General features: G+C 56.6%; 15 protein-coding genes. 2 read left to right on the forward strand and 13 right to left on the reverse strand.

Going from position 1 to position 20,938, the window contains the following annotated elements:
- Positions 1 to 4: 4 nt before the first annotated feature.
- The 13 genes from DA792_RS00170 to DA792_RS00230 form a co-directional block, all read right to left on the reverse strand.
- The gene (locus DA792_RS00170; RefSeq protein ID WP_107717334.1) at positions 5 to 973 is read right to left on the reverse strand and encodes a type II secretion system F family protein; all 969 of its coding nucleotides are present in this window, start codon (positions 971 to 973) and stop codon (positions 5 to 7) included.
- A 1-nt stretch (position 974) separates the two neighbouring features.
- A complete protein-coding gene (locus DA792_RS00175; RefSeq protein WP_107717336.1) occupies positions 975 to 2,513 on the reverse strand; it encodes a CpaF family protein in 1,539 nt (512 codons plus the stop codon).
- Positions 2,514 to 2,516: 3 nt separating this feature from the next.
- Entirely contained in the window at positions 2,517 to 3,725 is a 1,209-nt protein-coding gene (locus tag DA792_RS00180) for an AAA family ATPase (RefSeq protein WP_107717338.1), read from the reverse strand.
- The gene (locus tag DA792_RS00185) at positions 3,722 to 4,285 is read right to left on the reverse strand and encodes a hypothetical protein (protein ID WP_107717340.1); all 564 of its coding nucleotides are present in this window, start codon (positions 4,283 to 4,285) and stop codon (positions 3,722 to 3,724) included. The genes DA792_RS00180 and DA792_RS00185 overlap by 4 nt, the downstream gene beginning before the upstream one ends.
- On the reverse strand, positions 4,282 to 5,649 hold the full coding sequence (locus DA792_RS00190; RefSeq protein WP_107717342.1) for a type II and III secretion system protein family protein: 1,368 nt from the start codon (positions 5,647 to 5,649) through the stop codon (positions 4,282 to 4,284). Before DA792_RS00190 ends, DA792_RS00185 begins: the two co-directional genes overlap by 4 nt.
- A complete protein-coding gene (cpaB, locus tag DA792_RS00195; protein ID WP_107717344.1) occupies positions 5,649 to 6,617 on the reverse strand; it encodes a Flp pilus assembly protein CpaB in 969 nt (322 codons plus the stop codon). The genes DA792_RS00190 and cpaB overlap by 1 nt, the downstream gene beginning before the upstream one ends.
- Position 6,618: 1 nt before the next feature.
- Entirely contained in the window at positions 6,619 to 6,837 is a 219-nt protein-coding gene (locus DA792_RS00200) for a Flp family type IVb pilin (RefSeq protein WP_107717346.1), read from the reverse strand.
- A 429-nt stretch (positions 6,838 to 7,266) separates the two neighbouring features.
- Positions 7,267 to 12,171 carry a CapA family protein gene (locus DA792_RS00205; protein ID WP_254679203.1) on the reverse strand — a complete coding sequence of 1,635 codons (4,905 nt, stop codon included), beginning with the start codon at positions 12,169 to 12,171 and terminating at the stop codon, positions 7,267 to 7,269.
- Positions 12,172 to 12,394: 223 nt separating this feature from the next.
- The gene (locus tag DA792_RS22115) at positions 12,395 to 14,035 is read right to left on the reverse strand and encodes a BapA/Bap/LapF family prefix-like domain-containing protein (RefSeq protein ID WP_199908051.1); all 1,641 of its coding nucleotides are present in this window, start codon (positions 14,033 to 14,035) and stop codon (positions 12,395 to 12,397) included.
- 201 nt (positions 14,036 to 14,236) lie between these two features.
- Positions 14,237 to 14,431 carry a hypothetical protein gene (locus tag DA792_RS00215; RefSeq protein WP_107717348.1) on the reverse strand — a complete coding sequence of 65 codons (195 nt, stop codon included), beginning with the start codon at positions 14,429 to 14,431 and terminating at the stop codon, positions 14,237 to 14,239.
- 260 nt (positions 14,432 to 14,691) lie between these two features.
- The gene (locus DA792_RS00220) at positions 14,692 to 16,152 is read right to left on the reverse strand and encodes a BapA/Bap/LapF family prefix-like domain-containing protein (protein WP_107717350.1); all 1,461 of its coding nucleotides are present in this window, start codon (positions 16,150 to 16,152) and stop codon (positions 14,692 to 14,694) included.
- Between the two features lie 235 nt (positions 16,153 to 16,387).
- Complete coding sequence (locus DA792_RS22370) at positions 16,388 to 17,422, reverse strand: hypothetical protein (protein WP_199908052.1); 1,035 nt, start codon at positions 17,420 to 17,422, stop codon at positions 16,388 to 16,390.
- A complete protein-coding gene (locus DA792_RS00230) occupies positions 17,380 to 17,838 on the reverse strand; it encodes a BapA/Bap/LapF family prefix-like domain-containing protein (protein WP_107717352.1) in 459 nt (152 codons plus the stop codon). Before DA792_RS00230 ends, DA792_RS22370 begins: the two co-directional genes overlap by 43 nt.
- A 289-nt stretch (positions 17,839 to 18,127) precedes the next feature.
- Here DA792_RS00230 and DA792_RS00235 point away from each other — a divergent pair, with 289 nt between their 5' ends.
- Together DA792_RS00235 and DA792_RS00240 are read left to right on the forward strand one after the other, a co-directional pair.
- Positions 18,128 to 19,888 carry a hybrid sensor histidine kinase/response regulator gene (locus DA792_RS00235; protein WP_159075101.1) on the forward strand — a complete coding sequence of 587 codons (1,761 nt, stop codon included), beginning with the start codon at positions 18,128 to 18,130 and terminating at the stop codon, positions 19,886 to 19,888.
- Positions 19,889 to 20,182: 294 nt separating this feature from the next.
- The gene (locus DA792_RS00240) at positions 20,183 to 20,923 is read left to right on the forward strand and encodes a response regulator transcription factor (protein ID WP_254679220.1); all 741 of its coding nucleotides are present in this window, start codon (positions 20,183 to 20,185) and stop codon (positions 20,921 to 20,923) included.
- Positions 20,924 to 20,938 lie beyond the last annotated feature (15 nt).

Below are 20,938 nucleotides of genomic sequence, written 5' to 3' on the forward strand. Positions count from 1 at the left end.
CATATCAGACGTCAATCCGAGAGAGTTTGTACATGCTAAATATGCCCAAACAGAGGCTCAGACCCCCAACCGTCGCAAGCAAGATGCCGCGAGCGTCTTGGATCAATGGTGCAAGATAGCCAGGGTTGAGCACGAAGATAATCAAGCCAATCCCAAAGGGCAGGCTGGATAAAATCACAGCGCTGACACGGGTTTCGGCGGATAAGGCGGCGGCTTTCTTGCGTAGCTTCCGCCGATCGCGCAATAGCACGGCAAGGTTCTCCAACGTCTCCACAAGATTACCGCCCGTTTCCGCCTGCAAATTTGTTGCGACAGCGATAAAGCGGGCCTCGGCCGTTGCGATACGGTCCGCCATACTGGCAAGTGTCTCATCCAGCGGCCGACCGACACGGTGCTCGTCGCGGCACCGCAGGAACTCTTCTTGCGCAATCCCGGAACTGTGATTTGCGACGAGCCCCAAGGCCTCGCTCAGGGGTTGTCCCGCACGCAATCCACGCGCAAAAACATCAAGACAATCTGGCAATGCCTCGGTGAAACGCCTGATCCTGCGGGCGCTCAGAACATCGAAAACAGCATTTAAAACGATCCATCCACTCCCAACTGAGATCAACCCCACCAAAGGCATAGAGAGCGGGGTTGTCATGGTAAGACCCACACATGTCAGTGCGGCGATGAGGCCCATGACAAGAAGGCTGGATAGGGGTGACATGCTCAGACCTGCCTCACGCACCCGCCGTTGCAAGAGCCCCTGAACCCCGGCCTGCCGTTGCTTTAGCGCGGCTTGGGCAACGGTATTGGTGGTTTGCGACACTCTTTTACGCACCAGCTCTGAGGTCGCTCCCGGATGATCTGCGGAATACCTCACAAGGCGCGCGCGCCGAGTGCGGCGGCGTCTGTCGGTGAGCATCACCCCAATCGTGCCGACCGTGAGGCACCCGGTGAAAATCAAAAGAAAAAGGGCTGCGGAGGCCATTTTAGACGCTCACACTCTGGCGCAGCTTGCCATCGAGACCGTGCTCAACGGCGCGATCAATAAAGCCCGGCGTCAACCCGCTGGACACAAATTGCCCCCGAAGCGCCTCGCGCCCTTGTGTGGGTTCGGGCATAAAGCGGAACAACTCCTGAAGGCTGATCACCGACTCTTCGCCCCCAACAATCTCCGAAATGGATGTCACCCGCCGCACCCCGTCCCGCATGCGCGAAATCTGGACGATCAGATGGATGGCATCCCGAAGTTGTTGCCGCACGAAAACCGTCGGCAAGACAATCCCTGACATGGCAATCAAATTTTCCATGCGAGTCAGAGCTTCACGGGGCGTGTTCGCGTGCAGCGTGCTCATAGACCCATCGTGGCCCGTGTTCATCGCCTGCAACAAATCAAACGCTTCCTCGCTGCGCACCTCGCCGATGATGATCCGGTCAGGCCGCATCCGCAGGGCATTACGAAACAGGGCGCGCATGGGCACCTGACCCGTGCCCTCAATATTGGGCGGGCGGGTTTCCAAACGCACGACATGAGGCTGCTGCAATCGCAGTTCGGCCGCATCTTCAAGCGTGACAATCCGCTCATTCGCCGGAATTTCACGTGAAATCGCATTCAACAGCGTGGTCTTCCCTGACCCTGTCCCGCCCGAGACAAGCAGATTGAGGCGCAATTGCGCGGCGATATGCAGAAAGTCTGCCATCTGACCAGAAAGACTGCCCCGGCCAATCAAATCGGAGAGCTTTAAGTCGTCTTTGGGGAATTTTCGAATGGTCATGGTTGGCCCATCAATGGCCAACGGCGGGATGGTCACATTGATCCGGCTCCCATCCATCAGGCGGGCATCCACCAAAGGCGTGGTTTCATCGACACGGCGTCCAACAGCGCCCACGATCCGCGTCGCGATTGTCAAAACATGATCATCGTCGCGAAACGAAATATCCGCCAATTCCAACTGACCCTGGCGTTCGACATAGACCTGCTCTGGTCCGTTGACCATAATCTCGGAAATGCTGTCATCTGCCAAAAGCCGTTCGAGCGGCCCCAATCCGAGCATGTCATCGACGACATAATCGACGAGTTCCGCACTTTCGACACCATTTAGATCAAACCGTTGCGATTTACTGACAGACATGACCGCATCACGGATCGCGCCCCGTTGGGCCGCATATTGCAATCCGGCAAGCGCGCGCAAATCAAGAAGGTCCATGATCTCAGGCGCAATTTTCGCCCCCAAACGCATGACGCGTTTGGTGAACTCTGGTTGATAATGGGCGCGCGGCCGGGCGTCTTGCCCCGCCTGAGGAGTGGTGTCCTCTGGCGCCTCAGACAAGGGCACCAGATGTCTCATCAACTCGCGTTGCATCTCCCGCGATAGGCTCTGTTCGGTCGTGTCCTGATACCAATCAATCGCCGCACTCACGGCATACAGACCCGTGACCACACCATCGGCCTGCAAAGATCGCACCCGGGCCTCGATAACGGCGCGCACGATTTCGATGTCAGTCGGGTGTGAAACGGCCTCACTCATTGCTTACGCCCTTTTCTTCCACCAAGACATGTGCCGCACTTTGTCCGCGTCATGACCGTTGCAGATAGCCTGCGCGAGGCGCACCACACGGCGAGAATAGGCACTGTTTGGGGCAAGAGATTGCACGGGCGTGCCTTTCACATAGGCGCGCGCAATATCGTTCACCGACAGTGGCAACTCGACAGAGACCGGTAGATCAAGAGCAGCGGCGACCTCCTTGGCACTCAGGCCAGCATCTCGGCGGGTCTGTGACAGCGCCAACCAAACCCGCGGCGCTGCCCCCGCCGCATTCCGATTGATCACATCCACCAAACGCCCCGCAGATCGGACGGCGCTAAAGCCGGGAGCCAAAACCAAAATGAGATCGTCGACGACATCCAAGACCGGGTTTTTCTCGGCAATCAACCGACGCGGGAGATCTATCACAGTGGTTGAAAACGCCTCTTTCATAGAAGTCACAAGGCCGGACAGGCCCATTTCGTAGCTTGCAAGCAAAGAGATATTTTCGATCTCAGCGGAATAAACCGACAGCCCCGGCTGTACCTCATGCATGGTTGCGTGAAGAAAAGTACTATCCACGCGTTCTGGTGTTGAGAAGGCTTCAAACAGACCTGACGTGGTCTCGATGTCCAGATCAACGGCCAAGGAACCAAAGGTCAGTTCCGCATCCAGCAGCCCGACGGTCGGGGCCATCTCGCCAGCCTCATCAGCGCGGCATGCCACCGAAAGATTGGCGGCCAGCAGGCTGGCACCTACGCCACCGGAAACACCGCAAACGGCAATGGCCCTTCCATGTGTGCGTTTCGCCTCCGCGGGAGTGATCTCGGACGTCAGAATATCCGACAAGGGACCCGTCGCATCCAAAGGCAGCACAAGGTAGTCCTTGGCCCCTGCGGTCAAGAACGTCCGATATGTTGCCACGTCATTCTCGCGGCCCAACAGGATGACTTCGGTCCCGTCCGCGACGATATCACGAACCGCTTCGATATTGGTCGCGAGCGAGGTCTCACCAAGCTCTGCAATCATCACATCTCCAAATGTGGTCATACCTGAAAGGCGCGCCATGGTTTGAAGCGTGCCCGTGTGGACCGTCGCATTGCTTTCCAGTGCCGCCTGTCGCAGCAAATGGACCACAGCATCGCGACCCTCTTCTGTCATGACAAACGCTTCGACGCGGCGCTCGGTCTTTGCGGGCTGAAACATCTGACTCATTGCAGATTTCCTGACACCGGCGCATCCCCACGGGCCATGAAGGCGGTCATCTCCGGTTCAAGGACATCGCCCGGCTCATGAAGCATCGCGGCAAGGTTCGAGGCACTTGCACAGCCCAAATCGGTGATACTCGGCTTGCAATCCACGCGGAGACCTTGTGTTCGCGTGGCTCGAATGATGCCAGTTTGCCGGTAAGGTGAAGGACGTGATCCAAAAGATGTGTCCATAAGATACTGCTTTTTCGCTGCCGAACGTGCCAAAAGCGATTGCATCACAGCCTGACGTTCCGCATCAATTTTGGGTTGGCCGCTCGACGGGATCGTCACGATCAGAAAATCCCCCTTTTTCAACGCAAGCTGCTTGAGAAATCGGGCGATCCGTTCGCGTTCTTGTGCGGACAATGAGGATGCTCCAGAGGCGAAACGGAATTGATGCTGCGCTTCGACATAGGGGGCGGACACACGTTGGGTGACACCAATTTGTGGCGATGGCGCGTCACAAGCGGCAAGGCATATAACGGCCAGGCCCGCCAGGATGGTTTTGGCTTTGGTCACAGTCATTGCAAAAGGAACCCCGCATTCCCGTTAATGTTTTTGACGGAGACAGGGGCATTCCCCTCAATTGGCTCTCCGGCCGAAAAGGCCCCCAACAAACTCCGATCAAGACTGTTCGCAGGCGCAAAGTGATCCAATGGGGTCTTGAATTTGTCAGGCGAAGCGGGTTCCACGATGTAGGGCGTCACAATGATGACCAGTTCAGATTCACCTTTTTGGTAGCTCGTCGACCGGAACAAGGCGCCTAAAATAGGGATGTCGCCAAGGCCCGGCACATCTTTGACATCCTGTTGCGTTGACGCGCTGAACAATCCGGCGATGGCAAAGCTCTGGCCGCTGCCAACTTCGATCGTTGTGCTCGCGCTACGCTCAAGGATCAGTGGAAAGTTTTGTGCGTTTGTCTGACTGCCGTTGGAAAAATCCAACTCGCGGATTTGCGTCCGAACATTGAGTTTGATTTGATTGCTGCGCAAAACTTCGGGGAGGAATTCAAGCTCGACACCATAGGGTTCGAATTGAACTGTGGGGACATCTTCTGCTGTTCTCGTCTGGTAAGGAAAGCGCCCACCGGCAAGAAAACTCGCCTTGTCACCCGAGCGCGCCGTTAGATTGGGCTCCGACAAAATGGTCACCAATCCCTCACCTTTCAACGCCTCAAGCGTCACACCGATGTTGGTCCCGCCTTTGCGAATATTTCCTGCAATCGAATAGCCGCCGCTGACCGTTTCGCCACCGGAAATGCCCTGCCCCGACAATGTCGACCACGTCACACCAAGATTTTCTGTGACACTGCGCGACACCTCAGCAATGCGCACTTGCAAGTTGATTTGCGGCGGGGTTTCAAGCGCGAGGTTGTTGATCAAAGCGGTCTCGGTCCCCGCCAGTTGTCGCACCACGGATTCAATCTGTTCCGCATCCGAAATCGTGTTGACCTTGCCGCTCAAAACGACCGCGCCACCCACATCGGAAACTGCGAAATTCCCCGATGGGAGGGCGGCATGGGCAGCTCGGCTCATCGCATCCATGTTGAAAGAAACCTTCACGACACTGCTCAGGGTCACCTCTTCCTGATCGTCGATGACAAAAAGCGTCGTTTCTCCAATCCCCTTGCCATAGATATACAAAAGTTTAGGGGACTTGATCTCAATATCGGCGACGTCCGGGTTGGCCAAAAACACCGTTTCCGCCGGGTTCTCAAGTTTGATCAATTTGCCCTGCCCAGCAAAGAGAGTAACGTCACGGTTGCGGGTTTCTACCAGCGTTTGCGCGGCACTGGGCGTCGCAAAGCCAATTATGAGTGCGGACAGGCACATCTGACGAAGGCCCCAGCACATGCGTTTCAAAATTTTAGGCGCTTGAAAGAAATGCATTAATCACCTTGCATGGAGGGAACGGCGACTATGGTCGCCTCTGAAGTGGGCAAGGACCGAGCGATCTCGCCCGGCTCAATGGCGTCCGAGACGGTGAGGACATTCATCCGGCTCTCTGCTCCGCGCACGACCGAAACACTACGACTGTTGATCGGCGGCAGAGGTTTCGTGGTTTCACCCGAAATCTGAGAGGAAAAGATGGGGGTGTCGTCGGCGATGATCGGCGCATTCCCCTCTTCTCCGCTGCTCAAAACCAGCATCAGATCGCCCATCTTCTGGGCAAGGACCAAGACCTTTGCTCCGTCGGGCGTGAGTTCAAATGTAACGATTTTGGGCGGCGCTTTGGGTTCGACCGGCTCGCTCTCTGGGGCCTGCTCCGGGAGTTGATCCGTGGCAATAATCCGCACATTGCGCAAAACGGTACGGATTGCGATCAGATCGTCTTCCAATGCGTAAGACAGCAAGATGTCGACCCGGTCACCATTCCGGATCAACCCTGCAACAGAGGTTTCCGCCGTCACCGGCAGAGCGATCGCGCGCATGCCTTCAGTCAGCCGAAGGGCCGAGGCGCTCGTGTGCACTTGTGGAGCTGCAACAAAGACTGCCGCTTCCGGTGCTATCAAATCTTCGGCCACAAAGGGCGTGCCACTTGGGACAGTCCGCGCCACGGTCAACACGGCAAGAGCCGCCTGATTGGCGGGGCTGTCGACAAGAAACCCATCGTGGACTTGATCGGATGCCATCTCTGTAAATGTGTAGCCTGCGGGCGTGACTTGTGTCCCGGCAACAACGGTATGAGCCGCGACCAAGACACGTTCGGTCTTGGTTTGAGCTTCCATTTGGGGGAGTTGCGGCGCGACGGTTTGGTCTTTTTGCAAAAGCCCAAACCAGACCGCCGCGCCCGCCACCAAAGTGGACGTTGCCAAAACCATGGTCACGCGCCCGGACAGTCCCAAGCGCGACATCATATCAACAACCGTTGGTGCCAGTCGCGGTGCCAGCAGCGTCACAGAGTTCGCTGTTTACACTTTCAAAACCCGAGTTCACGTTTTTGCCAATATTGCTGACAGCCACGATAATGACGGCGGCGATCAGAGCGGCAAACAGGCCATATTCGATTGCAGTTGCGCCGTCTTCTTCACGAGTGAAACGTTTTGCTAAGGCTTTTGCAGGCTTAAAGAATTTCATTTGTGCGGTCTCTCCGAAAGTCTTATCGGCTGGGTGATTCATGGATTTATGTTCACCACATTGATGTTTTTGATCATGGAAATGTCGAAAGGATTAACGACACGCCATATGAAATAACTTTAGAGATTTAAGACCATTCTTTTGCAAGTCATAAAGCAATGAAATTTCAATTTTTAGAAGCTCTGCGCAATAATACATATTCTTTATAATGTATCTATATGACTTTTAGTTTATAACAATACATCACTAAGAATTGATTTTTCGTGACGCATTGCAAATAAACCTAGCGCCATTCGGCGCAAGGCCCCCTACACAAGGCGGGTATACCTATCCTGATTCTGCACCATATGGCTCCCAACCGCAGCTAAAGTTAGATCGCAAAGTCGTCGTTTTTCGATCTAACCTGTCCAAGAGCTTATCAATGCCAGCTTACAAAGCCTTACAAGTATTAAGCCAAAGGGACAGGTCACCAAAGTCTGAATCCCGGCGCGATCCCTTCAAGAGGATGAAATCCCCCTCTTTCACGGCGTCTTTGAGAGTGGTGAAAAGCGCGGGCGCACTCGAAAAATGCGGCCCCAGAACGGCATCTGGCAACCTCTTTCGCAAATGCCGCATCTCTTCCCCATGTGTCAAAACAAGCTCCACCCCCGACGCCATCAATGGCGCAGCAAGCGCCTCGTGCAGCTTGGCCGCTTGATCGCCGAGATGAACAATCCGACCGAGCACTGCGATTTTCCGGCCCGCCACCTGCTGTCGCTCAAGCTCAGTGAAGGCATTTAACATCGAAAGGACTTCGGCGTTCCAACTGTCGTCCAACACCTGCACCTTATGCCCGCCTAAATGACAGGCATACTGAACCAAACGGCCCTCGTGCGGCGTGTATGCCTCCAACCTCCGAGCGCTGTCGTCCAAATCGCGCCCAAGCGCATGGGCGACAGTGAGCGTTGCGACTGCGTTGCTCAACATGCCCTGACTGACAAAGGGCAGCGTCACCTCATGGGTCTGACCCGCCAGCACCACCGTGAGCCGGGTCGATCTGCCTTCAGTGGCCTGGTCCAGCACCCGCAAATGGGCGTTCGGGCTGGGCCCAAAGGTCAAGACCCGGCTTGCATGTTGGATTGCCTTGGCGTGGATGGTCTCAAAATGCGCCAAATGTTCGCCGATCACGGCAATCCCACCCGGCATCAGCCCATCGAAAACCTTCGATTTCCAACGCGCAACATCCTCAGTTGTCTTGATCATCCTGTTGGTTTGCGACAGGCCGATCTCTGTGATCATGGCAATGGTGGGGCGCACCGATCGGGTGATTGGACCGCGGTTCATCCAAAGCGCAGATTGTGCAATTTCAAGCAAAGCGGCCTGATGGTCGGGTGCAAGACTGGCCAGTTGTATCGGCACGCCAACACGCGAGTTATAGTTGTCCACGCTTTTCAGAGCACATCCGGGATCGAACAGCGTTTCGAGCAACCCGAGGGTTGAAGACTTCCCAACCGTCCCGGTCACGGCGATCACCGGACCTTGAAACCGCTGCCGGGCGGCAAAGCCCAGTTCCATATGGGCCTTGATCGGATCATCGACCAACAGTTGTGGGAAATCACTTGGCACATCTGCAATGGCTCTACTGACGATCGCCCCCGCCAAACGGTGGATATTCTGCGCCACCACCGGATGGCGGTCCCCGATCGTTTTGATCGGCTGGGTCGTGCCTTCGTGAAATGCGCGCTCGCGATTGGTGTGGGCGACAAACAGGACCGGGGCATCTCGCATATCAATGTGTTTTTGACCATTGACCACAGAACGCACAAACCAGCTTTTTTGCGGCGTGGTCAGCCACCGACCCCCGGTGATCGCCTGAAGCTGTTCCGCCGTCCATGTTTGACCCGAAGGGCTGTCAGACACCAGATCAGGGAACTGGGTCTGGTAGGTCAAGCTCAGCGAAGTGTCCGTTTGTGTCAGCTGCACCGAAACCAGTTTTGGATGGAGATAACACTGCGTATTCGGCGCTCGCCCCAGCACGCGAATTTCCAATTGTAGCGGCGCGTTGCTCAGGTGTTTCAACGGCGGCGGACGCAGACCAAAATGGTCTCTATAAATCCGTCCGGGAACCCAGCGACGGGTGGGAAGCATCCAATCGCACGGATCATGATCCATGCCGCGCCCCCACTCCATCAACGCCCCCTGCCCCCGGGGAACCGCCGTATAGCTCAACCGAAGATCGTCAGAAACCGGGATGTCACTGGACCACCAGGCCTCAACCCAAAGCATCCGCCGATGCGTGATATGTTGCGGGGTCAGGCGCACTCCTAATAGCGTCAAACCGTTTATTTTCACGGGTTTGATGCGTGCCTCTTCGGGCACATACGGAGCCTGCCCATACAGTGAATCGGCCTCATAGGCCTTCAAAACCTCTACCGGATAGCGCCGCGGTGGCGCGTCCGTTTGAACCACAGGTTTGTTCGCCTCTGACCGTGGGACAAGTGGCAAATAGGCCCGATCTTCATGGCACGTTAGTGTCGTACCGATACTTTGGCATTTGCTTTGAAACCTCTGTATCACACCATGTGCGGCATCACTGCGCAGACGCTGGCTAAAGCCAAAGCCAACACCGATGGGAATAAACTCAACCCAGCTCACACCCTCTGCGCTCAAGCCCAGCCGGAACACCCCGCCGTCAGAAAACTGACTGCGAATGGAGTCGAAGAGTAGATCACCCGCGTCATGGATGATCGGCTTGGATTTGTAGACTTCGATGCCTTGCAACCGATGCGCCGAGGCACCAAGCACGGCATCCGCCCCGGCATCAATCAACGCATGTCCAACAGCGATTTCACCGTCATCTGGCGTGGGCGCATTGTTCGCACCCCAATGCACGGCGACTATGGCAAGATCGGCTTGTTTTTTGGCCTCGGCGATGCGCGGTTCAAACGCCACTCGCCAGACGTGTGGATCATCCAACGGCACATAGGCGGTGCCTGGCGTCTCATCTGTTGCGGCAAACCGAGGCTGGGTCGTATCGACACTAAACAACGCCACACGCACCGCGCCAGCGGTACAAAACGTGGGACGAAAGGCCTCGGCTCGGGTGCGCCCGCTGCCAGCGTAGGCAATGCCAAGCGCGCGCAGGATGTCCTGTTGCTGCATCAACGCCTGAGGGCCGTAATCCCCGCTGTGATTGTTGGCCACGGCCACCGCGTCGATGTTTGCCGCCATCAAGATGTTCAACATTTCAGGGCGGGCGCGATAATAATACGGCCCCCCCTCGCCCTTGATCACACCTTGTGTGCCGAGCGAGCTGACAACGCATTCCAGATTCACGATCGACAGATCCGCCGACTTAAGCTCGGGAATGTCGAGGACCTGATCATACCCCAGCTGCTTTGATCTGTAATGTTGACGACGCCCCAAATTGACGTCGCCCCCCCAAGCCAAAATGGCGGGGGCGCTCAGGGGCGGCGTGCCCTCCACGTCTTGCACATGCTCTGCCTGTTTTGACCGGTCCGCCACCTCTGATGGGCGCGTTTCTGGGCGTTCTCCATCTCGCAAATAGTGCAAAAGATAGGCCGTATAACCCGACAGATAATGTTCAACATCGTCGATCCTGACGCGGAACCCGTGATGGCGAATGAAAAAACTACCCAATATACGTTGGGGATTTTTGAAATACATCGCGATTTCCGGCCAGAAAAACCCGTTCATCAGGTAATGCGCACGCGTTTCGAGAGCCCGGTAGAACTTATCCAGATCAAGATGTTTCAAAAGAGGGTGGTGCGCCTCACTGCCTTGCAATCGCACAATCATCTTGTGCGCGGCCATCATCAATTCAAGCAGGGTGGGAAAGGTCGTGATGCGGTCAATCACAAAATCCAGATGCCCGACCACGTTTTGGAGGCCAAACCGGAAATAGCGCTCCTCTGGCCGATAAAGTGTCAATTCGTTGACGCAATAGCTGAGCCAGTGATCGTGACTTTTCCAATGCTGTTGCGCGATAAAGTAATCGAACGCCTTTTCAACCGTCTGCAACCACCGCGCGTCTTTGGTCAAACCATAGAGCCGCATCAACCCAAAGGCGGCCTCCCCGTCATAATATATGATCCGAAAGGTTTCTTTGACGCTCAGATCGGTGGAATTGAGCACATGGTGCAACTGCCCGGTCTCTGGGTCTTGGACCCGTCGGATGCCCTCCGCCAAGTGGTCCAACAGCGGCAGGTGGCTCTGATCGCCCGTCAATTCGGTGTATTTGACAAGCGCCAGAAGGGCGACGGCACTGCCGCCCAGCTTGAATTCATTGTTCAGGTCTTGCAGATACGCGACCTCCTTCCCATCCGGTAAGGTAAACCGACGAATGAGGTTTTGGGTCATGAACCGAAGCGCGCGGTCAATCGCGGCCTTGACCTCCGGGTCCCGCGTGACCTCCCACGCCTCCAACATGGAATAGATCGTGCTGGTGTGGCGCAGGGTGTTATAGGCCTTAATCTCCCGGTCAAAACACGGATGCAGCCCATAGACAAACTGGCCCTTTTCATCGACTTGCGCCGCCAAAAACCGACTGGATTGCGCGACCATGTTTTCCACAGTGGTTTCATCGAGATCCGTCACAATCCTGCGCCCAGTGTCCCGCCCTTCAGCACCGCCGCTAAAGCCGTGCAACCGGATCGGACCATGACCCGGTTGCAAAAGAAAGGCTTGGGTTGAAAACAGACTGATCTGATGTGCGGGGTCTTGAGGCAATTGGAACCCCGCGCCAAACCGTCGGCGCGCATAAATGTTGAAATTCTTTTCGTTCACACCAGCATTTTCGACGGTGCCGCCAAGATACAACATCGCGTTGGCATTCAGTTCCTGCTCTAAAAACGCCTGCTCAAATCCACGATCAAGCGCGAGCCCATAGCGAAAATAACTCCGCTTGCTGTTCTCAAGCGCCAATTGGCAGTGGTGCCACGTCAGGTCCCACGTTTGATCGACCCAATCCACTCTCAGCCAGCGCATTGGCGGGTTGGGATTGGCCAAAGCCTCCCGCCATGTCTCTACTTTTTCCCAGATGTCCGCCAGATCCCGGCCAACGAAATGCACAACATCTGCGCGTTTGGTGCCGTCACTGAGGGAGAAAAAGAGGCGCAGCGGAGCTGACGGTGCAACGTCGGAGGGCTGCAACGCATAGGTCAAAGCTGCTTTGGCCTGTGCCAAAAGCTCGATCAACGGCGCTTTGGGACGGTGTGCAAGAGACGCCATCACCGTATTGGATTTGTCGCTCTGTCCCCGTCGTGTGTCTGCTTTTGACAGATGCCGAGACCGCTTTTTCTTGTCCATCGCATAGGCCTTCGTATGGGCTGTCACGCACAAATCTAAACGGCACAACGGTGAAAATCTAACTACCACATGGACCAGAGGGCGTCCTCTCACGGTCGTTTGGGAAAGCACGCCGCCCTGAGTCAATAACCCGCCCCGAACGTTTCATCGGTTCGGGACGGGTTATTTCAGGATGTCTTGCGCCATGAGACACCTGTCTTTGTCGAGATCGGGCCACGTGTGCCGCCCGACCCCAGAGTATCATCGTCCCTTAGAGGGCAACATCGTCGGTCAGGCCGGTCAGCCCATCCAGCAACCCGCCATCCAGCAGCCCATCCGTCAAGCCGCCCAAAAGACCGCCAGACGCATCCGCATTGCCATCCGTGATCAGGCTCAGCCCCGTCAAATCCGACACAACACCGGCATCGCCAATGACCTCACCCAAGACGCCATCATTGCCGGTCACGTCGCCCAACAGACCGCTGTTGCCCGTCAGATCGCCCAGCAGACCACCGTCCGACACAACCGGATCGAGCAGGCCATTCGTATCCGCCAAGCCGCCAAGCAGATCACCGCCGAGCACGCCGTCAAGAAGACCACCGTCGCCACCCAACAGACCATCGGTCAGCCCGCCAAGCAGGTCGCCACCAAGCACGCCGTCAAGCAAACCACCGTCACCGCCCAACAGGCCATCGGTCAGACCGCCAAGCAGATCACCGCCAAGCACGCCGTCAAGAAGACCACCGTCGCCACCCAACAGGCCATCGGTCAGACCGCCAAGCAGGTCGTCAAGCAAACCACCGTCACCGCCCAACAGGCCATCGGTCAGACCACCAAGCAGCTCGCCGCCCGTGTCACCCGCGCCAGACGCGTCTTCGCCCAGCAAGCCGGTGCCAATCAAACCACCAACAAGCCCATCAGAACCCGTCAGCCCGCCAAGCACACCATCGTTGAGAAGCAGGTCGCCGAGAAGACCATCAGACCCGGTCACATCGCCCAAAAGACCGCCGTTGCCGGTGACATCCCCAAGCAAACCGTCGTCCGAAATCAGACCGTCCAAAAGGCCCGTCTCGCCACCGTCCTGAACACCGTCGCCGAGCAAGGGTTGTCCCGTCAAAGCCGTTCCCAGATCGCCCAAAGCGCCCGAGTCCCCAAGCAAACCACCCAGAAGCCCGCCAGATCCGGTCACATCCCCGAGCAAACCACCATCGCCGGTCAAACCGCCCAACAAACCTCCCGTTCCAACGAGGGGATCGAGGAACCCTTGATCGGCATCCGCATCGGCATCCGCGTCAGCATCAGCATCCGCGTCAGCGTCCGCATCGGCATCCGCGTCAGCATCCGCGTCGGCGTCAGCATCAGCATCCGCGTCAGCGTCCGCATCGGCATCGGCATCCGCATCAGCATCGGCGTCAGCGTCCGCATCAGCATCGGCGTCCGCATCAGCATCAGCATCGGCGTCCGCATCGGCGTCAGCATCCGCATCGGCGTCGGCATCCGCGTCCGCATCCGCGTCAGCGTCAGCGTCCGCGTCAGCGTCCGCGTCGGCATCCGCGTCAGCGTCAGCGTCCGCATCGGCATCACTGTCGTTACCACCGCCGGCTGCCAGAGCCGCAAGACCAATCCCACCGAAAACGGCAGCAGCTATGCCCTCTTCAGAGAACCCCATGCCCAGCCCAGCCGTTGCGGCAGGATCGCCAGTCACGCCGCTGTCCGTTCCATCACCAAAAACCAAGCTGTGAAGCGACTGGTTTTCTGCGGGCGTATAAAAGTCGTTCACAACAATCTGATCGCCGCTCTTAAGATCGATGATCAAATCGTCTCCGTTTTTAGAGTAGCGCAGCACGTCGTCCCGCATCACGTCGATTTTGACACTAATTTCAGGACCCGCCTGAACGGAGGTGGTTACCATCGTTAATCTCTCCCAGTTTCCAAAAGGCCTAGACGCCCACCAAATACATTTACATCTTATTACTGTATATCAAAAACTAAAGGATATTATCCAGCCCATTATTATAAACTTTAGGACTATTATTTTACCGCCCGCAAGGGCAGTCACCGCTCCGCGGAACGCCTGAAACGCACCGGCACCCCGCGACAGCAGATTCTAGATTTAAGTGGCCTTAAGTTTGGGGGCCGACACGTTACATTGGAGCAACTTGTTCTGCTCTAACGCAACCTGTCTCAACGCATAGGCTGTTGCGCGAAAATCAGAAGATTGTGCAATCAAGCTTGCGTAAAGGGCCTCAGCCACCAAATCTCTTGATTCGCGGCTAAAAATCTCTAAATAATCTTGATTATCATTCATTCTGTATTCGCTTTTCTCGAATAAGGAGAGAGGCAGATCATGCTGGGTGAGTGGGTGATGGGGGGTCACATAACCCGCCTCTCAGGTGGTAGAACGCCACGTTTCCGAGGCGCCCCTTTTCGGAGCAGCTTGTTGGGCGAGCTGCTCCTACGCGCTCCCGTCAGCTGAAGCGCGATTTCAGGATGTCTTGCGCCATGAGACACCTGTCTTTGTCGAGATCGGGCCACGTGTGCCGCCCGATCCCAGAGTATCATCGTCCCTTAGAGGGCAACATCGTCGGTCAGCCCATCCAGCAACCCGCCATCCAGCAGCCCATCCGTCAAGCCGCCCAAAAGACCGCCAGACGCATCCGCATTGCCATCCGTGATCAGGCTCAGCCCCGTCAAATCCGACACAACACCGGCATCGCCAATGACCTCACCCAAGACGCCATCATTGCCGGTCACGTCGCCCAACAGACCGCTGTTGCCCGTCAGATCGCCCAGCAGACCACCGTCCGACACAACCGGATCGAGCAGGCCATTCGTATCCGCCAAGCCGCCAAGCAGATCACCGCCGAGCACGCCGTCAAGAAGACCACCGTCGCCACCCAACAGACCATCGGTCAGCCCGCCAAGCAGGTCGCCACCAAGCACGCCGTCAAGCAAACCACCGTCACCGCCCAACAGGCCATCGGTCAGACCGCCAAGCAGATCACCGCCAAGCACGCCGTCAAGAAGACCACCGTCGCCACCCAACAGGCCATCGGTCAGACCGCCAAGCAGGTCGCCACCGAGCACGCCGTCAAGCAAACCACCGTCACCGCCCAACAGACCATCGGTCAGACCACCAAGCAGGTCGCCGCCCGTGTCACCCGCGCCAGACGCGTCTTCGCCCAGCAAGCCGGTGCCAATCAAACCACCAACAAGCCCATCAGAACCCGTCAGCCCGCCAAGCACACCATCGTTGAGAAGCAGGTCGCCGAGAAGACCATCAGACCCGGTCACATCGCCCAAAAGACCGCCGTTGCCGGTGACATCCCCAAGCAAACCGTCGTCCGAAATCAGACCGTCCAAAAGGCCCGTCTCGCCACCGTCCTGAACACCGTCGCCGAGCAAGGGTTGTCCCGTCAAAGCCGTTCCCAGATCGCCCAAAGCGCCCGAGTCCCCAAGCAAACCACCCAGAAGCCCGCCAGATCCGGTCACATCCCCGAGCAAACCACCATCGCCGGTCAAACCGCCCAACAAACCTCCCGTTCCAACGAGGGGATCGAGGAACCCTTGATCGGCATCCGCATCGGCATCCGCGTCAGCATCCGCGTCGGCATCCGCGTCGGCGTCAGCATCAGCATCCGCGTCAGCATCAGCATCAGCATCAGCATCCGCGTCAGCATCAGCATCCGCGTCAGCGTCAGCATCACTGTCATCACCACCACCGGCTGCCAGAGCCGCAAGACCAACCCCGCCCAAAACAGCGGCTGCGATTCCCTCTTCAGAGAAACCCATCCCCAACCCTGCCGCAGCGGGATCGCCATCAACAGTCATGTCATTGCTGTAAACAATACTGTGCAAAGACCCGTCTGCCGTTGGCACGTAATAGCGCTGAACGGTAATCGTATCGCCGTTGCCCAAATCGATAATTAGATTGTCTCCCGATCGGCTGTATGTTTCCAAGCCAGTTTGGTCGATACCTAAGTTGACGCGCGTCTCCGTGGCGGAGACTAAGATCGTTTTGTTTGCCATGGTTCCACTCCTGTTCCCATTTCACCCCTCGCAAGCCTGACTGAAAGTATATATCAAAGGCAATCGAAAGACTTAAGTATGTATGTTTATATCCATTGTGATGGATGTCAATATATCTATGAAAAAGAACAGGCGTAATTTTCATCACTTGCACAAGCAAAGAGACAAGCGTTTCACGATTCAAAAGGGCCCCACCGGTTGGCGAGGCCCTTTTGATTTTTCAGTCAGCTGGCGATTATATCAGAGCGTCTTCACCGCCAAGAAGCCCATCCAGCAACCCGCCATCCAGCAGCCCATCCGTCAAGCCGCCCAAAAGACCGCCAGACGCATCCGCATTGCCATCCGTGATCAGGCTCAGCCCCGTCAAATCCGACACAACACCGGCATCGCCAATGACCTCACCCAAGACGCCATCATTGCCGGTCACGTCGCCCAAAAGACCGCTGTTGCCCGTCAGATCGCCCAGCAGACCACCGTCCGACACAACCGGATCGAGCAGGCCATTCGTATCCGCCAAGCCGCCAAGCAGATCACCGCCGAGCACGCCGTCAAGAAGACCACCGTCGCCACCCAACAGACCATCGGTCAGCCCGCCAAGCAGGTCGCCACCAAGCACGCCGTCAAGCAAACCACCGTCACCGCCCAACAGGCCATCGGTCAGACCGCCAAGCAGGTCGCCACCGAGCAAACCGCCTTCCCCGCCAAGTAGCCCTCCCAGCAGGCCATCATCGGCACCAACAAGTCCGCCCACGAGGCCGTCGTCACCAAGGAGGCCGCCAACCAAACCGTCTTCACCGAGAAAATCGCCGACCAGACCATTTTCACCAAGCAGACCGCCCACAAGGCTGTCGCCACCGAGGAGACCACCGACAAGGCCATCTTCCGCCAAAAGTCCGCCCACAAGGCCGTCTTCGGTTAACAGCCCTCCAACGAGTCCACCCGCTGCCAAAAGTCCACCAACGATCCCGTCGGACCCGAGAAGCCCATCCGTCAACCCTGTGCTGCCGAGCAAACCTCCAACCAAAGAGTTTTCCCCCAGAAGGCCCTCTGTGAGGCTGCCCAGCGGATCTCCGGACCCCGCCTTATCGCCAATGAGTCCTGCGCCAAGGAGTGAGCCAACAAGACTTTCCTCTCCAGTGATCGCACCAAGCAGACCTTCGTTGCCCACCAAAGTTCCAAGCAACCCATCAGAGCCGGTGATAGCCCCCAGACCACCTTCGTTGCCTGTCAGAGTGCCAAGCAGACCATCATCGGCAAGAATGGAATCCAACACACCGCTTTCAACGGCAGGTTCTGGCGTTGGCTCTGGTTCCGGCTCAGGTGTCGGCTCTGGCTCCGGGGTCTCGTCAGAGGAAGATCCCCCGAAAGCGCCGCAGCGCCGAGACCTGCGAGGGCCGCAAGACCGGCTCCGACCTCATCAAGAGTAAACCCACTCCCAAGTCCCGCGACGGCGGCGTCTTCGCCAAACGCGCCCTCAACACCGCTAAACGTACCATCCGCCAAAATAAGGCGGTGCGCATCGCCGTTCCCGGCTGCGTCGTAGAAATTGCTCACACGGATGCTATCGCCATTGACCAGTTCAACCACCAGATCAGAGTTAGATTTCACATATCGGCTAATGCTCTCCCTGTTCACATTTACCTGAACATCAACAGCATCGCCCGCAACCAGTCCACTCATCGCCATCTTATCATTCCCTCTACCGCGCAGCACCCAACGGCTGCGAATAAAAACAAGGGCTCACCCCCATGCTTTTGGTTATCAAACGTATGTATTGATATCAACACTTTGGTAAAATATTATCCTTTAGGATATTCGCAGAACCTCAAGCTTGCAAAAACACAACAGTTCGTGCTGAATCTGCTTTAAACTCGCTGAAATTATCGGCAAATTACCCCAACGCGTTGCAGACGACCCCGTGCGATGACCGAACTCACACACGGGGCGCGCCCCTGACATGAAAGAGACGTCCGGAATGGTTTCTAAGGCTGCTTTCACCCCTTCAGAGACCGTAGGCACGGCAATGCGTCCCGTCATCAATACCATCGCTCGATTGATTGCGACGGATCGCCGGCCCTCCATCTTGGCCAGTGAAAGCGGCAAGGTTCTCTTGGCCAATGCTGCCGCACAGCGCTTACATCTCGATCGGCCCGGGATTCATGATGCGCTAGACTGGCCCGCTCTCTGTCTACAGGCCCACCGCGCGGGCAGCACCGCAGCCTCTCTCTCTTTGGGGTCCACTGAATTGGAGGGAGAGGTCGTGCATGTGTCGCTGTGCGTGGGAGACGGCTATCTTTTGCGCCTGTCCGAAAATGACCTCGAAGCGACGTGGCTGCGCAATCGGGCACGGGCGGCCACTCTTATGAGAGTGGCGCATGACCTACGCACCCCGATCCAATCGCTGCTCGCAACCGCCGATAACGTGCTCAGTGATGACACTCACGAAACGTCCGCTGATAAAACCATGGCCCGTCAAGAGCTTCACAACTCGGCCGAACTGGCACTGGATCACATCAGCAATATTTTAGGTGTCATTCGCGGCGAACAAAGTGTCACCGGCCTTCGACCGGATGAAACGTTCAACATCACCGAAGAGCTGCGCACTCTGCTCACGATGATCGCCCCAATTGCCCGCAAACAAAACGTTGACCTCAAACTGTGGCTTGACCCGCATGAGGACATTTGGGTCCATGGTCCAGTGCGATTTGTCCGCGCACTTTTCCAGAATATGATTGATAATTCAGTGAAATATGGCGGTAGCGCGGTTGAAATTGGCCTCTCCTGTCATCCCCTCCCAAGCCCAACCGACGACAATGACCGCCTTTTGATCACGCTTATCGTTTCTGATTTGGGCGGCGGCCTCCCGCCGGAACAGAAAACACGCCTGTTGGAAGCGCTCGGCCAAACTGAGTCGCGCCGACCGGGACTGACGGAGGCCACTGTGAACACGCGCCCTTCCGCGGGCATGAATGTTCTGGCCCATGCATTGCGCCAGCTCGGGGGCAAAATCCATGTCTCTGATAGATATGCCGAGCCTGACTCAACGCAGGAAGACACCGAGCATCGCCCTGTGAATGGCACGACGATGCGGGCGACTTTCACGTTGCAAAAAAGCGAGCAACCAAATCGGTTGCAGGCCCCCACAACTGTGCAGCCTCTTTCAGACGCGCCACTCACGGGCATCTCTATGATCCTTGTCGAGGATAGCCCCTCTAGCCGCGATTGGATTCGCCACATTCTTGAAAGTGCGGGCGCGCGGGTCTGGGCGACAGGCAACGGAGTTGAAGCGCTCTCTCTTCTTGAACGGCCAGAAGTCACTCAAACACTGGATTTGATCCTGACCGACATGACCCTCCCGTATATGTCGGGGATCGAATTTGCTCAGCGCCTCCAACAACAGGGCAAAACCCATTGGAACGGCCCCATCGTCGCGCTGACCGCACATGTCGCTGATTCGATTCTAAACGCCTGTTCCAAAGTGGGCATTGTCCAAGTGCTTGAAAAACCAATTCAGCCAGCAGAATTGCGCAACGCGCTTCTGCGTGTTCTGTCGACTCACTCAGAGCCCGATGCGCCACAGCAAAAAGCACCTGCCCCACACCACGACCCCGAAGCGGCAGGTGGCCCCTCAAGGCTCGCATCGTCGATGATCTACTCTCGCAACTGGGTCGAGGCGGGGCGATCTCCTTTATGCAACGTGCCCATAATGAAGCGGCAAGCGTCCTTTCCAGTCTGAAACAGGGTGGCGTTGGCCCTGATACAGGTCGGATGCTACATGCCGCAACAGGGGCCTGTAGCCTGACAGGTCTTGGGGATTTGGAATCTTGCCTGCGCGCAATGGAACTCGCATTTGACGCCGGCGCGCCCCTTTCACCCTGTGAGCAACGCCTCGAAGCGGCCCTGGGCCGAACCAAGGACGCCATCGACGCCCTAAACTGACCCCCGCACCTTTTAAATACGTGATTTCTTCTAAATTTGCAGATATTCAGAGATTCAATATAGTATTTTAGATGTAATTTACTTGTTTTTTGTGCATGTTACGCTAATTGCCCTTGCGTCATGGGGAATAAAGCAAGCACCAAATCCGGTGAAGGCAACAAGAAGGGAGAAGCACGCGATGGTTGCTCAATCCACAAATCCGCCCGAAGCTACGGCAATTCGCGTTTTGATCGCAGACGATCATGCGATGGTGCTAGAAATGTTCGAACATTTTTTATCAAACCTGCCAGAATTCGACATCACAACTGCGCCTGATCTTAACGTGGCACTTTCGATCATGGAAACGGCAGGCCCGTTTGATCTGGTTCTCGTTGACTTGAACATGCCCGGTATGGACGGTGTCTCGGGCCTGAGTAAAGTCCTTGAAAACAATGGCGGTCGGCCCGCAGCTCTGTTGACCAGCGCCCCTAGCGCACAGGTCATTTCGGAAATTTTGGAAAATGGCAGTGCAGGGGTGATCCTCAAGACCGCCTCCCTGAAAGATCTCGCCAATGAAATCCGATTTATGGCGGCAGGCGGGCGTTATATCCCTGTGGAGCTGATTGATCATCAGAGACTAAAGACACGCGACACCACCAAATCGCCTCTCTCTGGCCGAGAAATGGAAGTGCTTGCGCTATTGGCCGAAGGCCTCCCGAACCGCGAGATCGCAGAAGGGCTCTCTCTCGCTGAGGCCACAGTTAAAATGCATGTCAAATCAATCTGCACGAAACTGGATGCCAACAATCGAACTCAAGCTGTAATTGTCGCCCGCGACATGAATATCATGTAAGCGACAACTCCGGCG

The sequence above is a fragment of the Celeribacter baekdonensis genome (genome assembly GCF_003047105.1).
GTDB lineage: Bacteria > Pseudomonadota > Alphaproteobacteria > Rhodobacterales > Rhodobacteraceae > Celeribacter > Celeribacter baekdonensis_B.

What these genes read in the sequence shown, in the direction of transcription:
- DA792_RS00170 (WP_107717334.1), bottom strand. Translation starts at nt 973, where the DNA reads ATGGCCTCCGCAGCCCTTTTTCTTTTGATTTTCACCGGGTGCCTCACG.
- DA792_RS00175 (WP_107717336.1), bottom strand. Translation starts at nt 2,513, where the DNA reads ATGAGTGAGGCCGTTTCACACCCGACTGACATCGAAATCGTGCGCGCC.
- DA792_RS00180 (WP_107717338.1), bottom strand. Translation starts at nt 3,725, where the DNA reads ATGAGTCAGATGTTTCAGCCCGCAAAGACCGAGCGCCGCGTCGAAGCG.
- DA792_RS00185 (WP_107717340.1), bottom strand. Translation starts at nt 4,285, where the DNA reads ATGACTGTGACCAAAGCCAAAACCATCCTGGCGGGCCTGGCCGTTATA.
- DA792_RS00190 (WP_107717342.1), bottom strand. Translation starts at nt 5,649, where the DNA reads ATGCATTTCTTTCAAGCGCCTAAAATTTTGAAACGCATGTGCTGGGGC.
- cpaB (WP_107717344.1), bottom strand. Translation starts at nt 6,617, where the DNA reads ATGATGTCGCGCTTGGGACTGTCCGGGCGCGTGACCATGGTTTTGGCA.
- DA792_RS00200 (WP_107717346.1), bottom strand. Translation starts at nt 6,837, where the DNA reads ATGAAATTCTTTAAGCCTGCAAAAGCCTTAGCAAAACGTTTCACTCGT.
- DA792_RS22115 (WP_199908051.1), bottom strand. Translation starts at nt 14,035, where the DNA reads ATGGTAACCACCTCCGTTCAGGCGGGTCCTGAAATTAGTGTCAAAATC.
- DA792_RS00215 (WP_107717348.1), bottom strand. Translation starts at nt 14,431, where the DNA reads ATGAATGATAATCAAGATTATTTAGAGATTTTTAGCCGCGAATCAAGA.
- DA792_RS00220 (WP_107717350.1), bottom strand. Translation starts at nt 16,152, where the DNA reads ATGGCAAACAAAACGATCTTAGTCTCCGCCACGGAGACGCGCGTCAAC.
- DA792_RS00230 (WP_107717352.1), bottom strand. Translation starts at nt 17,838, where the DNA reads ATGGCGATGAGTGGACTGGTTGCGGGCGATGCTGTTGATGTTCAGGTA.
- DA792_RS00235 (WP_159075101.1), top strand. Translation starts at nt 18,128, where the DNA reads ATGGTTTCTAAGGCTGCTTTCACCCCTTCAGAGACCGTAGGCACGGCA.